We start from the raw sequence: 16,857 nt of genomic DNA, 5'->3' as shown, positions 1-16,857 counted from the left end.
GGGTGCCAGGCGCTGCACCGACGGGAGTCGTTCCGGGCGAGGTCCGCGAGCCGAAGCGGCAGCGGACGCACGCGGATCGGGCGCGGGATGGCTCATTCCCGACGAGGCCGCGCGCGGGTGTGGCATCGTCGAAGAACGACACCGAACGCGAGGAGCAAGCGTGTCCCTTCCGCCCCTGGTCGACCCCGCCGAGGGCCTGACCGTCGACGAGGTTCGCCGGTACTCCAGGCATCTGATCATCCCGGATGTCGCCATGGACGGCCAGAAGCGGCTGAAGAACGCCAGGGTGCTGGCGGTCGGCGCCGGCGGGCTCGGCTCACCGACCCTGATGTACCTGGCGGCCGCGGGCGTCGGAACGCTCGGCATCGTCGAGTTCGACACCGTCGACGAGTCGAACCTGCAGCGCCAGATCATCCATGGCCAGTCCGACGTCGGCCGGTCGAAGGCCGAATCGGCGCGGGACTCGGTCCTCAACATCAACCCGTACGTCAACGTGGTCCTGCACGAGACCCGGCTGGATACCTCCAACGTGATGGAGATCTTCAGCCAGTACGACCTCATCGTCGACGGGACCGACAACTTCGCCACCCGGTACCTGGTCAACGACGCGGCCGTCCTGCTCGGCAAGCCGTACGTCTGGGGCTCGATCTACCGGTTCGACGGCCAGGCCAGCGTCTTCTGGGCGGACCACGGTCCGTGCTACCGCTGCCTCTACCCGGAGCCCCCGCCCCCCGGGATGGTCCCGTCCTGCGCCGAGGGCGGCGTGCTCGGCGTGCTGTGCGCGTCGATCGCGTCCATCCAGACCACCGAGGCGATCAAGCTGCTGACCGGGATCGGCGACCCGCTGGTCGGCCGGCTGATGGTCTACGACGCCCTCGAGATGACCTACCGGGCGATCAAGGTCCGCAAGGACCCGGAGTGCCCGCTCTGCGGGAAGAACCCGACGATCACCGAGCTGATCGACTACGAGGCGTTCTGCGGCGTCGTCTCCGAGGAGGCCCAGCTCGCGGCCGCCGGTTCGACGATCACCGCGAGCGAGCTCAAGGGCTGGCTGGACGCCGGCGAGCCGATCGAGCTGGTCGACGTGCGCGAGCCGGCGGAGTGGGAGATCGTCCGGATCCCCGGCGCCCGGCTGATCCCGAAGGGCGACCTGCCGGCCCACCTGGCCGAGCTGCCCCAGGACCGGCGGGTGGTCGTCTACTGCAAGTCCGGGGTGCGCTCCGCCGAGGCGCTCGCGACGCTCAAGGGCGCGGGGTTCTCCTCGGCCGTGCACGTCCAGGGCGGCGTGACGGCCTGGGCCACCCAGGTCGACAAGTCCCTGCCGGTCTACTGAGCGTGGGCGGGTCCGTCACCGGCGTGCGCCGGTCCGCGGGGTCGCGGTGAGCCGGCCACGCGGCCGGCGCGACGCGCCGCCGGCGAGCGTGTCCGCCGGGCTCGGCACCCGGATCCGCCTCGGCGGGGCCGAGCCGAGCCCGCACGCGGCCGAGGTGCTCGACGCGGTGGCCCGGATCCCGGCGGGCAAGGTGATGACCTACGGCGACGTCGCCGAGTACGTCGGCGCGGGCACCGGCCGGACCGTCGGTGCGGCGCTGTCCCGCTACGCGGACGACGACCTGCCGTGGCACCGGGTCATCCGGGCGAGCGGCGAGCCGAACCCGGCCGCGCCGGCCGAGGCACTGCGCCGGCTCGCCGTCGACCGCACCCCGCTGTCGGCGAACGGCGAACGAGTAGACCTCGCCGCCGCCCGCTGGGACGGCCGCCCGGCTGCTGATCAACGGGCGGACAGGCCGCCGTCGGCGAGGTAGACGCTGCCGGTGACCAGCGACGCCCGGTCGGAGAGCAGGAACACGGCCACCTCGGCGACCTCCTCGGCGGTGCCGAGCCGCTGGATCGGTGCCAGCAGCGCTGCGCCGCGCTGGCGGCGGCCGTCGACGTGCAGCAGCGGGGTGTCGACGAAGCCGGGCGCGACCGCGTTGACCCGGATCCGCCGCGTCGCGTACTCCAGGGCCGCGGTCCTGGTCAGCCCGATCACGCCGTGCTTGGCGGCGACGTACGGCGCGGACCCGGCGAAGCCGACCGTGCCGAACACCGAGGCCATGTTGACGATCGAGCCGCCGCCGCCGCCGTGCAGCATCGCCGTGATCTCGGCCCGCATGCTGTAGAAGACCCCGGACAGGTTCACGTCGAGCACCCGCTGCCAGTCCTCGGCGGGAGTGGTCCCGACCGGCTCACGCCCGGCCGTGACGCCGGCGTTGTTCACCGCCAGATCGAGCCGCCCGAAGGTGCCGACCGCGGCCTGCACCGCCCGTTCGAGCGCGTCGGGATCGGTGACGTCGGCCTCCAGCGCGATCGCGGCCCCGCCGTCCCGCTCGATCTGCGCCGCCACCTCCTTGACGCCGTCCGGATGGCGATCCGTGACGACAACCTGGGCGCCAGCGCTCGCCAGGCGGTGGGCGCAGGCGGCGCCTATGCCCGATCCCGCCCCGGTCACCAGCGCAACTTTGCCGCTGCATTCGGTCATGGGCCATGACAGTGCCATGTCGCGGCCGGCGCGTGCACGCGACCCCGACCCCGACCCCGGCGCATCCCCGCGTGGCGCGGCATGGTCGGGAGCCGTCGCGAGGCTGTCGGACCCGCGTGGTGTGCTGTCGGGGTGGTTGCCGCACCTGCCCCCGCCGCGCCCGCCGGCCACCGGCTCGTCCCGACGCCGCTCACGCCGCCGCGCCGGTTCGTCGCCGACCCGGCGCAGCGCCGGGTCATCGAGCACCCGGGGGGCCCGCTGCTGGTGCTCGCCGGCCCGGGCACGGGTAAGACGGCGACCCTGGTCGAGGCGGTCGCCGCCCGGATCGAGGCCGGAGCGGACCCACGGTCGATCTTGGTCCTCACCTTCAGCCGCCGGGCCGCGGGCGAACTGCGGGAGCGGATCACCGCCCGGTTGGGTCCCGGCGGCTCCGCCTCCAGGGGCGGCCCCGGTAGCGGGGGCGGGCCGGGGGCGTGGACCTTTCACGCCTGGTGCCTGGCGCTGCTGCGGGCGCACGATCGGCCGGCGCCCCACGGCGGGTTCCGGCTGCTGTCGGGCCCGGAGCGGGACAGCCGGCTGCGGGAGCTCATCGAGGGCTCGCGCGAGGACGGCCGTCCCGTCTGGCCCCCGCAGCTCGCCCGCGCCCTGGGTACCCGCGGCTTCACCGAGGAGGTGCGGGCGCTGCTGGCGCGGGCCCGCGAGGTCGGCCTGGAGCCCGTGGGCCTGGCCCAGCTGGCCCGGCGCACCGACCGGCCGGACTGGGCCGCCCTCGCCGAGTTCTACGAGATGTACCTCGACGTGTTCGGCTTTGAGGGCGCGCTCGACTACGCCGACCTGGTGCACCGGGCCGTCGTCGTCGCCGAGGGCGCCGAGGCGGGCGAGGCGCTGCGCGCCCGCTATCGCCACGTCTTCGTCGACGAGTACCAGGACACCGACCCCGCTCAGGAGCGGCTGCTGCGCGCGGTCGCCGGCGGCGGGCGCGACCTGGTCGTCTTCGGCGATCCCGACCAGTCCATCTACGCCTTCCGCGGGGCGGAGGTCGCCGGCCTGCTCGACTTCCCGCAGCGGTTCGGCACGCCGGGGCGCGGTGGCGGGGCGCCGATCGTCGCGCTGCGCACCGGCCGACGGATGGCGCCCGCCCCGCTGCTGGCGAGCCGGCACGTGGCCAGGCGAATCCCGGCGGCCGGGCTCCCGGTGGCCGAGATCCGGGCGCACCGCGACCTGATCGGGCGCACCGACCTCGGCGCGGGCCGGGTCCAGGTCCGGACCTACCCGAGTGCCGGGGCGGAGGCGGAGGCCGTCGCCGACCTGCTGCGCCGCGAGCACCTGGAGAACGCCACCCCCTGGCCCGCGATGGCGGTCCTCGTCCGCACCGCGGACCGCATCGCCCGGCTGCGCCGGGTGCTGACCGCCGCGGGCGTGCCGGTCAGCGTCGACGGCGACGACCTGCCCGTCGCGCAGGAACCCGCCGCGGCGCTGCTGCTGCTGGCGTTGCGTTGCGCGGACAACCCCGCCGGCGCGCTCACCGCCGATGCCGCCCGCACCCTGCTCACCTCCCCGCTCGGCGGGGCGGACCCGGCGGGCCTGCGCGAGTTGGGCCGCGCGCTGCGTGCCTTCGATCGCGACGCGGGTGCCGGCGATCGCGACGCGGGTGCCGGCGATCGTGACGCGGGTGGCGGCGATCGTGACGCCGGTGCCCGGCAGCCCGCCGCGTCGGCCGAGCTGGTCCGCCAGGCTGTCGCCGATCCGGACCGCTGGCTGGTGCGCGTCGCCGATCCGGTCGCCCGGCCCGCCCGCCGGGTCGGCGACCTGCTCGTCGTGGCCCGCCGGGCGCTGCGGGAGCCGGCCGGCTCGCCCGAGCAGGCGCTGTGGGCGCTGTGGTCGGCCAGCGGATGGCAGCAGGCGCTGGTGGCGGCGTCGGCGGCCGGCGGGGCGGCGGGGCGCGCAGCCGACCGCGACCTCGACGCGGTGGTGGCGCTGTTCGACGCCGTCGCCCGCCTCGCCCAGCGGCGCGGGCCCGGCACCGGCGCCGCGTCGCTGGTCGACGAGCTGGGCCGTCAGCAGATCGCCGCCGACGCCATCGCGCCGGTGGGGGAGGACGCCCGCCGCCGCGGCGTGCGGCTGCTGACCGCGCACCGCGCCAAGGGCCTGGAATGGGACGTCGTCGCCGTCTGCGGGGTGCAGGACGGGATCTGGCCGGACCTGCGGGAGCGGCATTCGCTGCTCGGCGCCGAGCAGCTCGACGCACCCGCCCGCGGCGGCCTGCGCCCGCCGCTGACCCGCCAGGACCTGCTCGCCGACGAGCGCCGGCTGTTCTACGTCGCGCTCACCCGGGCCCGGCGGCGTCTGCTGGTCACCGCCGTCAACAGCCCGGACGACGACGGCAGCCTGCCCAGCCGGCTGCTCGACGAGCTCGGCGTCGCCGTCGAGAACATCTCCGGTCGCCCGGCCCGGCCGCTGACCCTCGTCGGCCTCGTCGCGACGCTGCGCCGGCTGGCGACCGAGCCGACGTCGAGTCCGGCCCTGCGCGCCGCCGCCCGCCGCCGCCTCGCCGCCCTCGCCGCCGCCCGCGACGACGCCCACCGCCCGCTCGTCCCCGCCGCGCACCCGACCACCTGGTGGGGGCTGCTCGACGTGACCGACTCCGACGTGCCGGTCGTCGCGCCGGGCGCGCCGCTGCGGCTGTCCGGCTCGTCGTTGTCGAGCATCGGCACCTGCTCACTGCGGTGGTTCCTGGAGCACGAGGCGCACGCGGTCACCGTCGCCTCGACCGCGCAGGGTTTCGGCAAGGTGGTGCACGCCCTCGCCGACGAGGTGACCACCGGGCGCACCCCGGCGGATCTGGCCGCTCTCGACGCCCGGCTCGACACCGTCTGGCGGCATCTCGACTACGAGGCCCGCTGGCGCAGCGACCAGGAGCGGGCCGCCGCCCGGGAGGCGCTGGCCCGCTTCCTGGCCTGGCACGCCGGCGAGCGCGGGCGCCGGGTCGTCGACGCGGAGGTCCGGTTCACCTGCCGGCTCCACGTCGCGGGCCGGGAGGTGATGCTGCGCGGGTTCATCGACCGGCTGGAGCTCGACGACGCCGGCCGGGTGCATGTCATCGACTTCAAGACCGGCCGCAGCGCGCCCGGCCGCGCCGAGCTCGCCACCCACCCCCAGCTCGGCAGCTACCAGCTCGCCGTGCGGACCGGCGCCCTCGACGCGGCGATCGCCGCGGCCACTCCCGCCGCCGGTCGCCCCGCCGCTGTCGACCCGGCCGCTGTGGATCCGGCTGCTGGCGACCCGGCTGCTGGCGGTCCCGCCGTGGCGACTTCCGCGGTGCCCGGCGGCGCCGAGCTCGTCCAGCTTCGCCGCGATGCCGGTGGCACCGGCGCCGGGCCCCGCCTGCCCGGCGAGGCACCCGGCCCGCCCGAGGTCCAGGCGCAGGAGGCCCTGCCCGCCGAGGGACCCACCTGGATGGACGATGTCCTCGGCGAGGCGGTGCGCACCATCGATGCGGAGGCGTTCCGGCCGACGCCGGGCGAGCACTGCACGATGTGCACGTTCCAGACGAGCTGCCCCACCCGCCCCGAGGGACGGCAGGTGATCGAGTGAACGCGGCCGGATCCGGTCATCCTCGTCCGCCGGCTGGCCGGGGCCACCTGGGCGCCGGCGGGTCGGCGTCCCGCCAGCCGTTCCTGCCCGGGTTCGGCGGCGATCCGAGCGACGACGCCGACGGCGCGCCCGCCGGTCCGCGGCTCGACCCGGAGGACCTGCGCGACCTGCTCGAGGTCCCCTACACCGACGAGCAGATCGCCGCCGCGACCGCCCCGTTGGAACCGGGGGTGATCGTCGCCGGCGCCGGCTCCGGGAAGACCTCGGTGATGGCGGCCCGGGTGGTCTGGCTCGTCGCGACCCGTCAGGTGCGCGCGGAGCAGGTGCTCGGGCTGACCTTCACCACGAAGGCGGCCGGGGAGCTGGCCGGCCGGGTGCGCCTCGCGCTGCGCAAGGCGGGCGCCGCCGACGCCGGCGGCTGGCCGGGCGCGCCCGGATCGGCCGCGGATGCCGAGGTGGACGGCGAACCCACCGTCGCCACCTACCACGCCTTCGCCGGGCGGCTCGTCGTCGACAACGCGCTGCGCCTCGGCCTGGAACCGGACGTCCAGCTGCTGTCCGGGGCGGCGCGCTACCAGCTCGCCGCGCGGGTCGCCCGCGCCTACGACGGCCCGGTGCAGGCGCTGACCCGCTCGCTGGGGGCCGTCGTCGGCGAGCTGGTCGCGCTCGACGCGGAGATGAGCGAGCACCTCGTCGACCCGGCGACGCTCGTCGCCTTCGACACCGCCTTCGGCGAGGAGGTACTGGCTGCCCTGGCCGCCGCCGGAGATCGGCGGGGCACGAAGGGTGTGCAGGAGCGGCTGCGCCGGTTCGCGGCCGCCGCCCGAGGGCGCTCGGAGCTCGCCGCGCTCGTCGCCGACTACCGCGCCGCCCGCCGCGAGCGGGACGTGCTCGACTTCGGCGACCAGGTCACCTACGCGGCCCGTCTCGCCGAGACGATGCCGGAGGTCGGCCGCGCCGAGCGGGCCCGGGCCGCCGTCGTCCTGCTCGACGAGTACCAGGACACCTCGGTCGCCCAGCGCCGCATGCTCACCGGCCTGTTCGGCGGCGGCCACCCGGTCACCGCCGTCGGCGACCCGTGTCAGGCGATCTACGGCTGGCGTGGGGCGTCGGTGGCGAACCTCGACCACTTCCCGACCCACTTCGCGCGCGCCGACGGTCGCCCGGCCGACGTCTACGAGCTGTCGGTGAACCAGCGCAGCGGTGGCCGGCTGCTCGATCTCGCCAACGCCGTGGCGGCCCAGCTGCGCGCGCGCCACCGGGTCGTCGAGCTGCGCCCACGGGCCGACGTCGCCGACCGCGGCGAGACGGTCGTGGCCCTGCACGCGAGCTGGGCCGACGAGGTGGCCTGGATCGCCGACCGGCTGCGCGCGGTGGTCGACGCGGGCACCGACCCCGGCGACATCGCCGTCCTCGTCCGGGCCCGCGGGGACATCCCGCCGCTGCTGACCGCGTTGCAGGCGGTCGGGCTGCCGGTCGAGGTCGTCGGGCTGACCGGCCTGCTCACCGTGCCGGAGGTCGCCGAGATCGTCGCGGTGTTGGAGGTCCTCGACGCGCCGACGGCGAACGCCGCGCTCGTCCGCCTGCTCACCGGCCCGCGGGTGCGCCTGGGCGCCCGCGACCTCGCCGCGCTGGGCCGCCACGCCCGCGAGGTCGTCCGCAGCCCCCCGCCCGTCGCCGACGCGGAGCCCGACCTGCCGGGGCGTGCGGATCCGCTTGCCGCGGCGGTGGCCGACGTCGACCCGGCGGACGTCGTCGCCCTCTCCGACGTCCTCGACGACCCCGGCCCCGAGATGTCCGCCGAGGGCCGACTGCGGGTGCGACGGCTCGCCGCCGAGATCGCCGAGCTGCGCGCCCATATCGGCGAGGGCCTGCTCGACCTGCTGCACCGCGTCGTCGCCACGATCGGGCTGGACGTCGAGCTCACCGCCACCGAGGCGGCCGTGCGCGCCCGCCGCCAGGAGAACGTCGCGGCCTTCCTCGACGTCGCCGCCGACTTCACCGACCCGGACGGGACGACCTCCCTGCACGCTTTCCTCGGCTTCCTGCGCGCCGCCCGGGAGCACGAGCGGGGCCTCGACGTCAGCGGCCCCTCCGGGGCGGACGCGATCGCCCTGATGACGATGCACCGCTCCAAGGGGCTGGAATGGGAGGTCGTGGCCGTGCCGAACCTCAGCGAGCGGGTCTTCCCCGACGTCACCGTCCGGGACCAGTGGACGACCTCGCCCGGCGTGCTGCCGGTGCCGCTGCGCGGCGACGCCGCGGACCTGCCCGCCTTCGAGGTCTCCGACCAGAAGGCGGACCTCGACGCGTTCGCGGCCGAGGTCCGCGCCTACGCCGAGCGGGAGGAGCGCCGGCTCGCCTACGTCGCGGTGACCCGGGCGAAGTCGCTGCTGTTCGCCAGCGGGCACTGGTGGGGGCCGGCGCAGAAGCGCCCGCGAGGCGCGTCGGTCTTCCTGACGGAACTCGCCGAGCACGCCCGCGGCGGCGGCGGACGGGTCGACCTCTGGGCCCCGCGGCCCGCGGAGAAGTCGAATCCGGCGCTGGCCACCCCCCGCCGTTTCGCCTGGCCGATCCCCTACGAACCCGAGCCGTACGCCCGCCGGGTCGAGGCGGCCCGCGACGTCCTCGCCCGACTCGAAGCGGCGCTCACCCCGCCCCCGCTCGGCGCCGACGTCCCGCCGTCCCCCACCGCTCCACCGCCCCCGACGCCATCGCCATCGACATCGGGCACGCCGACGCCACCGACCTCGACATCGACATCGCCACCGGGCACGCCGACGCCACCGGGCACGCCGACGCCACCGACAACGTCGACATCGCCGACGCCACACGCCACGCCGACGCCCTCTCGCGAGGGTGCGTCGGCGGTTCTGGGCGGCGGTGACCCGTCGGGGCTGACCGTGGCCGAGCGGGCGCTGCTGGCCGAGCTCGACCGCGAGGCGGAGCTGCTTGTCGTCGAGGAGCGGGCCGCCCGCGTCCCGCAGCTCGACGTGCCGATGCCGGCGAACCTGACCGCGTCCGAGATCGTCCGGCTGCAGGCCGATCCGGCGGCGTTCGCCCGCGAGCTCGTCCGCCCGCTGCCGCGTCAGCCGGTCGCGGCGGCCCGCCGCGGCAGCCGCTTCCACGCCTGGGTGGAGGAACTGTTCGACCATCGGGCGCTGATCGACGCCGAGGACCTGCCCGGCGCCCAGGACGCCGAGCTCACCGACGACGACCTGCGTTCGTTGCAGGAGGCGTTCCTGCGGACCCCGTACGGATCGCGCCGGCCCGCCGCGATCGAGGAGGCCTTCGAGCTCCCCCTCGCCGGGCGGATCGTGCGCGGCCGCATCGACGCCGTCTACGACCTCGGTGGCGGCCGGTGGGAGGTGATCGACTGGAAGACCGGCCAGTCGTCCGCGGACGAGCTCCAGCTCGCCGTCTACCGGCTGGCCTGGGCCCGGTTGCGCGGCGTCGACCCGAGCGCCGTCGACGCCGCCTTCCTCTACGTCCGCACCGGGGCCGTCGTCCGCCCGCCCCTGGTGACCGAGGACGAACTCGCCGCGCTGCTCGCCGCCCCCGACCACCCGCCAGCCCCGGAAACACGCGCACAGCCCCCGCCAGCTGCCCGCGCCGCAGACTGACACCGCCGCGCCCCGAAGCTCGGCCTGTTGCGGTGCGCGTTCTGCACGGTTCTGACAGGCAGACCGGGCAGAACGCACCGCAGTCGCCCGCCGCCGCCCGCCGTCAGGTCACGGCCGGGACGACGTCGGCCACCACGCACGTGACGTTGTCCGCGCCACCGGAGCCGTTCGCGAGGGCGACGAGCGCGCGGACCGCCTGTTCCGGTTCGGTCGTCGTCACCAGTACCCGGTGCAGCTCCGCCGCCGGCACCGCGCCGGACAGCCCGTCGGAGCACAGCAGGTAGCGGTCGCCCCGGCGCACCTCGCGCAGCCCGATGTCGGGAAAGGTCGCCGCGCCGCCGTCCAGCGCGCGCAGCAGGAGCAGCCGCTGCGGGTGGGTCGCCGCCTCCTCCGGGCGAAGGCGCCCGTCCTCGACCATCGATCGGACGAACGTGTGGTCGTGGGTGATCTGCCGCAGCTCGCCGCCGCGCAGCAGGTAGGCCCGCGAATCGCCGATGTGGACGAGCGCCAGGGCGGAGCCGGTCCACAGCAGGGCGGTCAGCGTCGTGCCGACCGCCCGCGATGCGCCGGCAGGGTCGACCTCGGCGCCGGCGTTGGCGCCGGGATCGGGATCGGGATCGAGGTCGACAAGGTCCCGGACGGCCCGGTTCGCCCGCGCGACCGCGTCGGCGAGGAACGCGGCTACCTCGCGGGCCGTGGCGGGCCCGTCGAGTTCGCGGATCCGCCGGATGCGCGCGAGCGGCATCCCCAGCCGGCGCAGCCAGGCCACCAGCCGGGCCTCTTCGAGCTGCTCCGGCGCGTAGCGGCGGTAGCCCGTCAGCGGGTCGACCTGCCGCGGACGGAGCAACCCGAGCTCGTCGTAGAGCCGAAGCGCCTTCGGGGACAGCCGGCTCAACCGGGCGAACTCCCCGATCGTCAGCAGCGCCATCGCCATCGCCACCGCCTCCTCGGCCCGGGGCCTTCTTCGGCCCAGGGCCTTCCTCGTGCCAGGCACGGCGCCCGGCTGCGGCCATGCTTCGGCCTGCCCATGGGGCAAGGTCAACCGCCGGCGCGCTCGGGCGGGTCGGCCCGGTCAGATCGGCTGGTTGGCCAGATCGACGAGCAGGGCCCGGTGGTCGGAGATCTCGGACCGCTGGCACAGGACGGCGGTGACGTCGCCCACCGGCCCGCGGGCCAGCACGTGATCCAGCTGGACGCGGGGAGCGTGCGCGGGATAGGTCGGGGTGACCGCCAGCCGTCGCCAGCGGGTCAGTGCCGCCGGCAGGCGGCCCGGCAGGTTGAGGTCCCCGAGCACGATCAGCGGACCGTCGACGTCGGCGAGGCGACGGGACAGCCGCAGCAACTGCAGCGCGTTCCACCCGGGGACGAACGACAGGTGCGTCGTGACGACGGTGAGCGGCCCGCCGGGCGTGTCGATCCGGGCGGCGACCGCGACCCGCGGCTCGTCGTCCAGCAGGATCAGGCGTCCCGGTCCGTTCGGACCACCCGGAATCGCGATGGGGGAGCGGACCGGGGCCCGGCCGAGGTCGATCACCCGCCACTCGCGGACCGGCAGCAGGCTGATCAGCGCGATGCCGTACGCCGGCTCACCGGGCCTGCGGGCGCCCTCGGCGGGCCGCCAGCCGGCCCCCGGCGTGCCGAACACGGTCGGGACGAACCGCCAGTTCCCGTCGGCGGCCCCGAGCGCCGCCGCGGACTCGGCAGCCAGATCGACTCCGCCGGATCGTGGCTGGTCGAGATCGACCTCCTGCAGGCCGAGCACATCCGCGCCCAGCCCGGCGACGGCGGCGGCGAAACGATGCGGCTCGACCCGCCCGTCGGCGAGGGACAGGCCGTGCATCACGTTGAAGGAGCCCAGCCGCACGCCTGGACCGTACCGGATCGGACGGTCCCGGACTCCTCGGCGACGCAGGGGCGCCGGGCCTCGCTGCCGGCTGCGCGTTGCCCGGGTGTCAGCGCCTGGTCGCGGCGCCCGCCGTCGGGTCAGACCCGCTGGCCGCGGCCACACCGCCCGAACTGGCCACACCGCCCGCACCGAGCGCGCCACTCGGGCCGAGCGCCGGTTCGGCGCGGGGAGCGGTGGCGCCGGCGCGCAGCACCAGCTCGAGGTCGAAGCGGACGTCGGGATCCTCCAGGCACGGCCCGAACAGCTCGCGGAGCTGGTTGACCCGGTACCGGACGGTCTGCGGGTGGATGTGCAGCCGTTCGGCGATCAGGCCGCGCTGCCCCCGCAGCGACAGCCAGTGCAGCAGGGTCTCGGCCAGCCGTTCGCGGGTGCGACTCGGCAGGCCGTCGAGGGGAGCGAGCAGCCGGGTCGCCAGATCCGTCACGAGACCCGGGTCGCGGGCGAGCACCAGCGCGCTGAGGTGCTCGTCGGTGAACAGCGGGTCGGCGGCGCCCGCGGCGGCGAGCCGGCCGGCGCTGCGCGCGTCGCGGGCGAACCGGGCCCGGGCGGCGCTCGCCTTGGCCTGGCCCCAGGGCACCGCCGGTCCCACCACCGCGGCGAGGCCCGCCAGCCGCTTCGCCAGCGCCGCCCGCGCCGGGCCGCGTTCCGCCGAGCCCACGAACAGCCAGGTGTCCTGGCCCTGCACGGCCCGCGGGCAGTCCGCTGGCAGCATGAACGGCTCGAAGCGGCCGGGCGCTGCCGGCGCGGACTCGGCGAGGCCGAACCCACCCGGGCCGACGCCACCCGGGCCAGATCCACCAGGAACGGATCCGCCGGGGACGAGCCCGCCCGGCACGGATCCGCCAGGGACGGGCGCGCCCGGAACGGATCCGCCCGCGACGAGTCCGCTCGGGGCGGATCCGGCCGGGACGAACTCCGCCGGGACGGGACCCGTCAGGAGGAGCCCCGCGGGGACGGACGCGGCCGATTCGCGTCCGGCCGCCGGCTGCGGATCGGGCCGGGCCGGGATGAGGACCGCGGCCAGCCGGCGGGGCAGCCGCACGCTGGCCGCGTCGGCGACCTGGGCGACGGCGTCCGCGGGGGCGCCGGTGAGCAGCATCTCGCCGATGCGGTCGAGCAGGCGCTCCCGCTCGCCGCCCGCCGCGAACTGCTCGGCGGCGTAGCCCTCGGCGGAGGCCGCGGAGATCCCGTCGATGTAGGCGAACATCATCTCGGCCAGGGAGACCAGGCCCGCGGCGTCGACGCCGCCGTGGCGCACCGCGGCCTCCCCGAAGCGCCGCCAGGACACGCGGGCGCCGACCCGGTAGGCGCTGAGAAGGTTGTCCAGCGACCGGCCGGAGTGGACCTCGCCGCGGCCGAGCCGGACGTACACCTCACGGCTGGCGGCAAGATCCGGTGCGCAGTGGGGGCCGGCCTCGACCACGGTGAGGAAGCGGTGCAGGGCCTCGGCGACCCCGCGGCGCACCCCGCGGCCGAACCGGCCCTCCAACGGGCGGGCGTAGGCGGGCACCTCGCGGGCGATCGCCGCGATGATCTCCTCGCCCAGCGAGTCAACTTCCACGGCGAGGCTCTCGGGTAGACCGGCCGGAAACTGTCCCATGGGGACAGTTTGCCGATTGGTGGTCGCCATTTCCCGCACCTCGTCACCCGAGCCGGGTCGCTCGTGGTCGTCGATCGTCCCCAGCCGGCAGAATCGGCCCGTGAACGCTCTGACCGGCATCATCAGCGCTCTGATTACTGGCGTGATCATAGGGTTGCTGGGACGGGCCCTCGTTCCCCGGTCCCGGCGAGCCCCCATCGGCTGCGTGATGACCATCCTGCTGGGTCTGCTCGGCGCGGCCCTCGGGCTGGTGGTCGCCGCGGCGATCGACGCAGGCGCCCCCGTGACCCTACTTCTGCAGGTCGCGATCGCCGCCACGCTGGTCTTTCTGGTCTCCGCGGCTGGCGCGCCCGGCCGGGCGACGGGCTCCGCAGTGCGGCGCCGCGGCGCCCCGGGCCGCGAGCGGGGGGCCGCGCGCTCGGGCGGTCGGCGCCGCGCGCGCGATCGTCGGGGTGCGGCGCGAGGATGGTGAGCGCAGGGTCGCGGGCGTACCGGTCGGCGCCCGGCGCGGCTGTGTGGTGATTCCGGGCCGCGGGCCGGGTGCCCGGATGCGGGCGTCCATGGGTGGGACCGCCCGGCACCCGCGGCGTACCCCGGGCCGGCGAGGGCTCGGACGACTGCGTCACACCGCAGCAGGCGCCCCGCAACGCCGCGTCGGACGGCGCAGGACCGGCCGGCGGCCTTCTTCGCCACCGGGCCGGGCCGACGGGCAGTAGCGTTGGCGACTGTGTCCTCGCCTAGAGAACCCGGTCCGGTCGGCACCGCCGCGGTGAGGTCGGCCCTGCCGGCATCCTCCTATCCGATCGAGCGGACCCGGCTCGACAACGGCCTGCGGGTCCTGCTCGCTCCCGACCGCACGGCTCCGGTGGTGGCCGTCTCCGTGCACTACGACGTGGGCTTCCGGTCCGAGCCCGAAGGCCGCACCGGTTTCGCCCACCTGTTCGAGCACCTGATGTTCCAGGGCAGCGCGAACGTGGGGAAGGCGGAACATCCCAAGCACGTCCAGGCCGCCGGTGGAATCTTCAACGGCTCCACGCACCCCGACTACACGGACTATTTCGAGCTGCTGCCGGCCGGCGCGCTCGAACTGGCCCTGTTCCTCGAGGCGGACCGGATGCGGGCGCCCAAGATCACCCGGCAGAACCTCGACAACCAGATCGCCGTGGTGCAGGAGGAGATCCGGGTCAACGTCCTCAACCGGCCGTACGGCGGATTTCCCTGGATCAAACTGCCGCCGGTGGCGTTCGACACCTTTCCCAACGCGCACAACGGCTACGGGGATTTCTCGGAGTTGGCGGCGGCCGGCCTCGACGACGCGGAGGACTTCTTCGACAAGTACTACGCGCCCGGTAACGCCGTGCTCACCATCGTCGGCGACTTCGACTCCGACGAGGCGCTGACCTTCGTCCACCGGTACTTCGGCGACATCCCCGCCCGCGCGGTGCCGCCGCGGGCGAGTTTCGCGGAGCCGGTGCCCGCGGCGGAGCGCCGGGCGGTCCTCACCGATCCGCTCGCCCCCCGCGCGGCGCTCGCGGTCGGCTACCGCGTCCCCGACCCGATCGCCGACCTGCCCGCCTACCTCGCCTACTACCTGCTGACCGAGGTGCTCAGCGACGGCGACGCCAGCCGCCTGGAGCGCCGCCTGGTCCAGAAGGACCGCTCGGTCATCGGGGTCAGCACCTACCTGGGCGCGTTCGGCAACCCGTTCGACCAGCGCGACCCGCTGCTGCTCACCCTGGAGGCCCGCCAGTCCGAGGAGTCCAGCGCCGACGCGGTCCTCGCGGCCGTCGACGAGGAGCTCGCCCGGCTCGCGGGGGACGGCCTGGACGCCGGTGAGCTGGAGCGGGTGCAGGCCCGGGTGGCCTCCTCGCTGCTGCGGGAGGCCGACGACGCCCTCGGCCGCGGGCTGGCCATGGCCGTGCACGAGCTGCACCGCGGCCGACCCGAGCTGGTGAACGAACTGCCGGCGGAGCTGTCGGCCGTCACCGGCGAGGCGGTCGCCGCCGCCGCCGGTTCCCTGCTCGACCAGGGCCGTTCGGTGCTGGAGCTGCATGCCGGCGCCGCCTCATGATCGGGAGTGCTGTGACCTCGACCTCGACGAACTCCGCGCGCTCGACTCCGCCGGCGGCCACCGCCACCCCGGCCACCGCCACCGCGGCTGCCCCGGCGGGCGTGATCCCCGCCGTCCGGCCGACCGAGCCGGCGGCGCTGCCAGCCGTCACCGACCGCACCCTCCCCAACGGCCTGCGGGTGCTGGTGGTGCAGCGGGGCAGCGTGCCGATCGTCGAGGTGCGGCTGCGCATCCCCTTCGCCGGGCTCGGGCCCGTGTACCAGGCCCGCGCCGAGGTGCTGGCGGAGACCCTGTTCACCGGATCCCGGCGGCTCGACCGGGTGGGGCTCGCCACGGAGGTGCAGCGCCTCGGTGGCTCGCTGTCGACGGGAGTCGACAGCGACCGGCTCTCCATCGGCGGCTCCGCGCTCGCGGCGAACCTCGAACCATTGCTGGAGATCCTGGCCGACGTGCTGCTCGGCGCCACCTATCCCGACGACGAGGTCGCCGGCGAGCGCGAGCGGATCGTCGAGGACACCGCGGTCGCCCGTAGCCAGCCCGCCGTGATCGCCCGCGAGGCCCTGCTCGAGCGGCTGTTCGGCGACCACCCCTACGCCACCGCCATCCCCGACCCGGACGTGGTCGGGCAGGTCGGCCCGGCGGAGGTGCGCGGCCTGCACGCTGAGCGCGTCTCGCCGGCCGGGGCCATCCTCACCCTCGTCGGCGACGTGTCGCCCGAACGGGCGCTGGCGGCGGTCTCCACGGCGCTCGGGGACTGGTCGGGGCAGCCCGCGGCGAGCGCGCCGCCCCTGCCCGCGCTGCGTACGGGCCCGATCGTCATCGTGGACCGCCCCGGCGCCGTGCAGACGAACATCCGCCTCGGCGGGGCGGCCCTGGACCGGTCCGCTCCCGGCTACCCGGCGCAGCGGCTGGCCAGTACGATCTTCGGCGGGTACTTCAGCTCCCGGCTGGTCAACAACATCCGCGAGGACAAGGGCTACACGTACTCGCCGCGCAGCTCGATCGACCACTACCAGGTCGGCTCGCGCTTCACCGTGGCCGCGGACGTCGCCACCGACGTGACCGGCCCGGCCCTGCTGGAGATCCTCTACGAGCTCGGGCGACTGGCGGTACTCCCGCCGACCCAGGACGAGCTCGACGCGGCCCGCCAGTACGCCGTCGGCACGCTCGCCATCGGCAGCGCCACCGCCGCGGGGCTCGCCTCGACGCTGTCCGCGCTGGCCGGCGTCGGCGTCGGCGTGGAGTACCTGCGCGACCACCCGCGCGCGCTGGCCGAGGTGACGACCGCCGACGTCCAGGCCGTCGCGGCCGACCTGCTGGCGCCCACCGGGCTGATCACGGTCCTCGTCGGCGACAAATCCAAGATCGTCCGGGCGGTGGGGGCCCTCGGACTGATCGAGTCCTGACGCCACCCGCCGGGGTGTGACCCGGGCTCCGGCCGAGATCCACGGAGGAACCCGCGGCCCGGAACGACCCCCTTCGCCCGCCAGGACCAGGTCGCCTCGCCCCGCTGGCACCGTTCGGGCTCGGCGGGCCGAGCGC

General features: G+C 75.8%; 11 protein-coding genes. 7 read left to right on the top strand and 4 right to left on the bottom strand.

Features of this window, described 5'->3' with window-relative positions:
• Positions 1-160: 160 nt before the first annotated feature.
• Together moeZ and FRAAL_RS26375 are read left to right on the top strand one after the other, a co-directional pair.
• Positions 161-1,333 carry an adenylyltransferase/sulfurtransferase MoeZ gene (gene moeZ, locus FRAAL_RS26380; RefSeq protein ID WP_011607102.1) on the top strand — a complete coding sequence of 391 codons (1,173 nt, stop codon included), beginning with the start codon at positions 161-163 and terminating at the stop codon, positions 1,331-1,333.
• Positions 1,334-1,379: 46 nt separating this feature from the next.
• Positions 1,380-1,805, top strand: a complete 426-nt coding sequence (locus FRAAL_RS26375; RefSeq protein WP_041939816.1) for an MGMT family protein — start codon at positions 1,380-1,382, stop codon at positions 1,803-1,805.
• On the opposite strand, the gene FRAAL_RS26370 is transcribed toward FRAAL_RS26375, so the two are convergent.
• Entirely contained in the window at positions 1,772-2,521 is a 750-nt protein-coding gene (locus FRAAL_RS26370; protein WP_173402708.1) for an SDR family NAD(P)-dependent oxidoreductase, read from the bottom strand. The two genes, FRAAL_RS26375 and FRAAL_RS26370, sit on opposite strands and share 34 nt — an antisense overlap.
• Before the next feature lie 81 nt (positions 2,522-2,602).
• Here FRAAL_RS26370 and FRAAL_RS26365 point away from each other — a divergent pair, with 81 nt between their 5' ends.
• Together FRAAL_RS26365 and FRAAL_RS26360 are read left to right on the top strand one after the other, a co-directional pair.
• Positions 2,603-6,115, top strand: a complete 3,513-nt coding sequence (locus tag FRAAL_RS26365; protein ID WP_011607100.1) for an ATP-dependent helicase — start codon at positions 2,603-2,605, stop codon at positions 6,113-6,115.
• Positions 6,112-9,738 (top strand): ATP-dependent helicase, encoded by a 3,627-nt coding sequence (locus FRAAL_RS26360; protein WP_011607099.1) that lies wholly within the window; start codon positions 6,112-6,114, stop codon positions 9,736-9,738. The genes FRAAL_RS26365 and FRAAL_RS26360 overlap by 4 nt, the downstream gene beginning before the upstream one ends.
• Positions 9,739-9,841: 103 nt before the next feature.
• On the opposite strand, the gene FRAAL_RS26355 is transcribed toward FRAAL_RS26360, so the two are convergent.
• The 3 genes from FRAAL_RS26355 to FRAAL_RS32160 all read right to left on the bottom strand — a co-directional run bounded on the left by FRAAL_RS26355 (position 9,842) and on the right by FRAAL_RS32160 (position 13,244).
• A complete protein-coding gene (locus tag FRAAL_RS26355) occupies positions 9,842-10,672 on the bottom strand; it encodes a MerR family transcriptional regulator (protein WP_041941032.1) in 831 nt (276 codons plus the stop codon).
• A gap of 138 nt (positions 10,673-10,810) precedes the next feature.
• Entirely contained in the window at positions 10,811-11,602 is a 792-nt protein-coding gene (locus FRAAL_RS26350; protein ID WP_011607097.1) for an endonuclease/exonuclease/phosphatase family protein, read from the bottom strand.
• An 88-nt stretch (positions 11,603-11,690) separates the two neighbouring features.
• Positions 11,691-13,244 carry a helix-turn-helix domain-containing protein gene (locus FRAAL_RS32160; protein ID WP_050997455.1) on the bottom strand — a complete coding sequence of 518 codons (1,554 nt, stop codon included), beginning with the start codon at positions 13,242-13,244 and terminating at the stop codon, positions 11,691-11,693.
• 100 nt (positions 13,245-13,344) lie between these two features.
• Between FRAAL_RS32160 and FRAAL_RS26340 the strand changes: the two genes are divergently transcribed.
• From FRAAL_RS26340 to FRAAL_RS26330, 3 genes are all read left to right on the top strand, one after another.
• Positions 13,345-13,716, top strand: a complete 372-nt coding sequence (locus FRAAL_RS26340; RefSeq protein ID WP_011607095.1) for a hypothetical protein — start codon at positions 13,345-13,347, stop codon at positions 13,714-13,716.
• 297 nt (positions 13,717-14,013) lie between these two features.
• A complete protein-coding gene (locus tag FRAAL_RS26335; protein WP_041939813.1) occupies positions 14,014-15,315 on the top strand; it encodes a M16 family metallopeptidase in 1,302 nt (433 codons plus the stop codon).
• A complete protein-coding gene (locus FRAAL_RS26330; RefSeq protein ID WP_157892229.1) occupies positions 15,312-16,721 on the top strand; it encodes a M16 family metallopeptidase in 1,410 nt (469 codons plus the stop codon). The genes FRAAL_RS26335 and FRAAL_RS26330 overlap by 4 nt, the downstream gene beginning before the upstream one ends.
• The last annotated feature ends 136 nt before the right edge of the window (positions 16,722-16,857 follow it).

This window comes from Frankia alni ACN14a, assembly GCF_000058485.1.
GTDB lineage: Bacteria > Actinomycetota > Actinomycetes > Frankiales > Frankiaceae > Frankia > Frankia alni.
The sequence above is the reverse complement of the archived record's forward strand: the minus strand, read 5'-3'. Positions and strand labels throughout refer to the sequence as shown.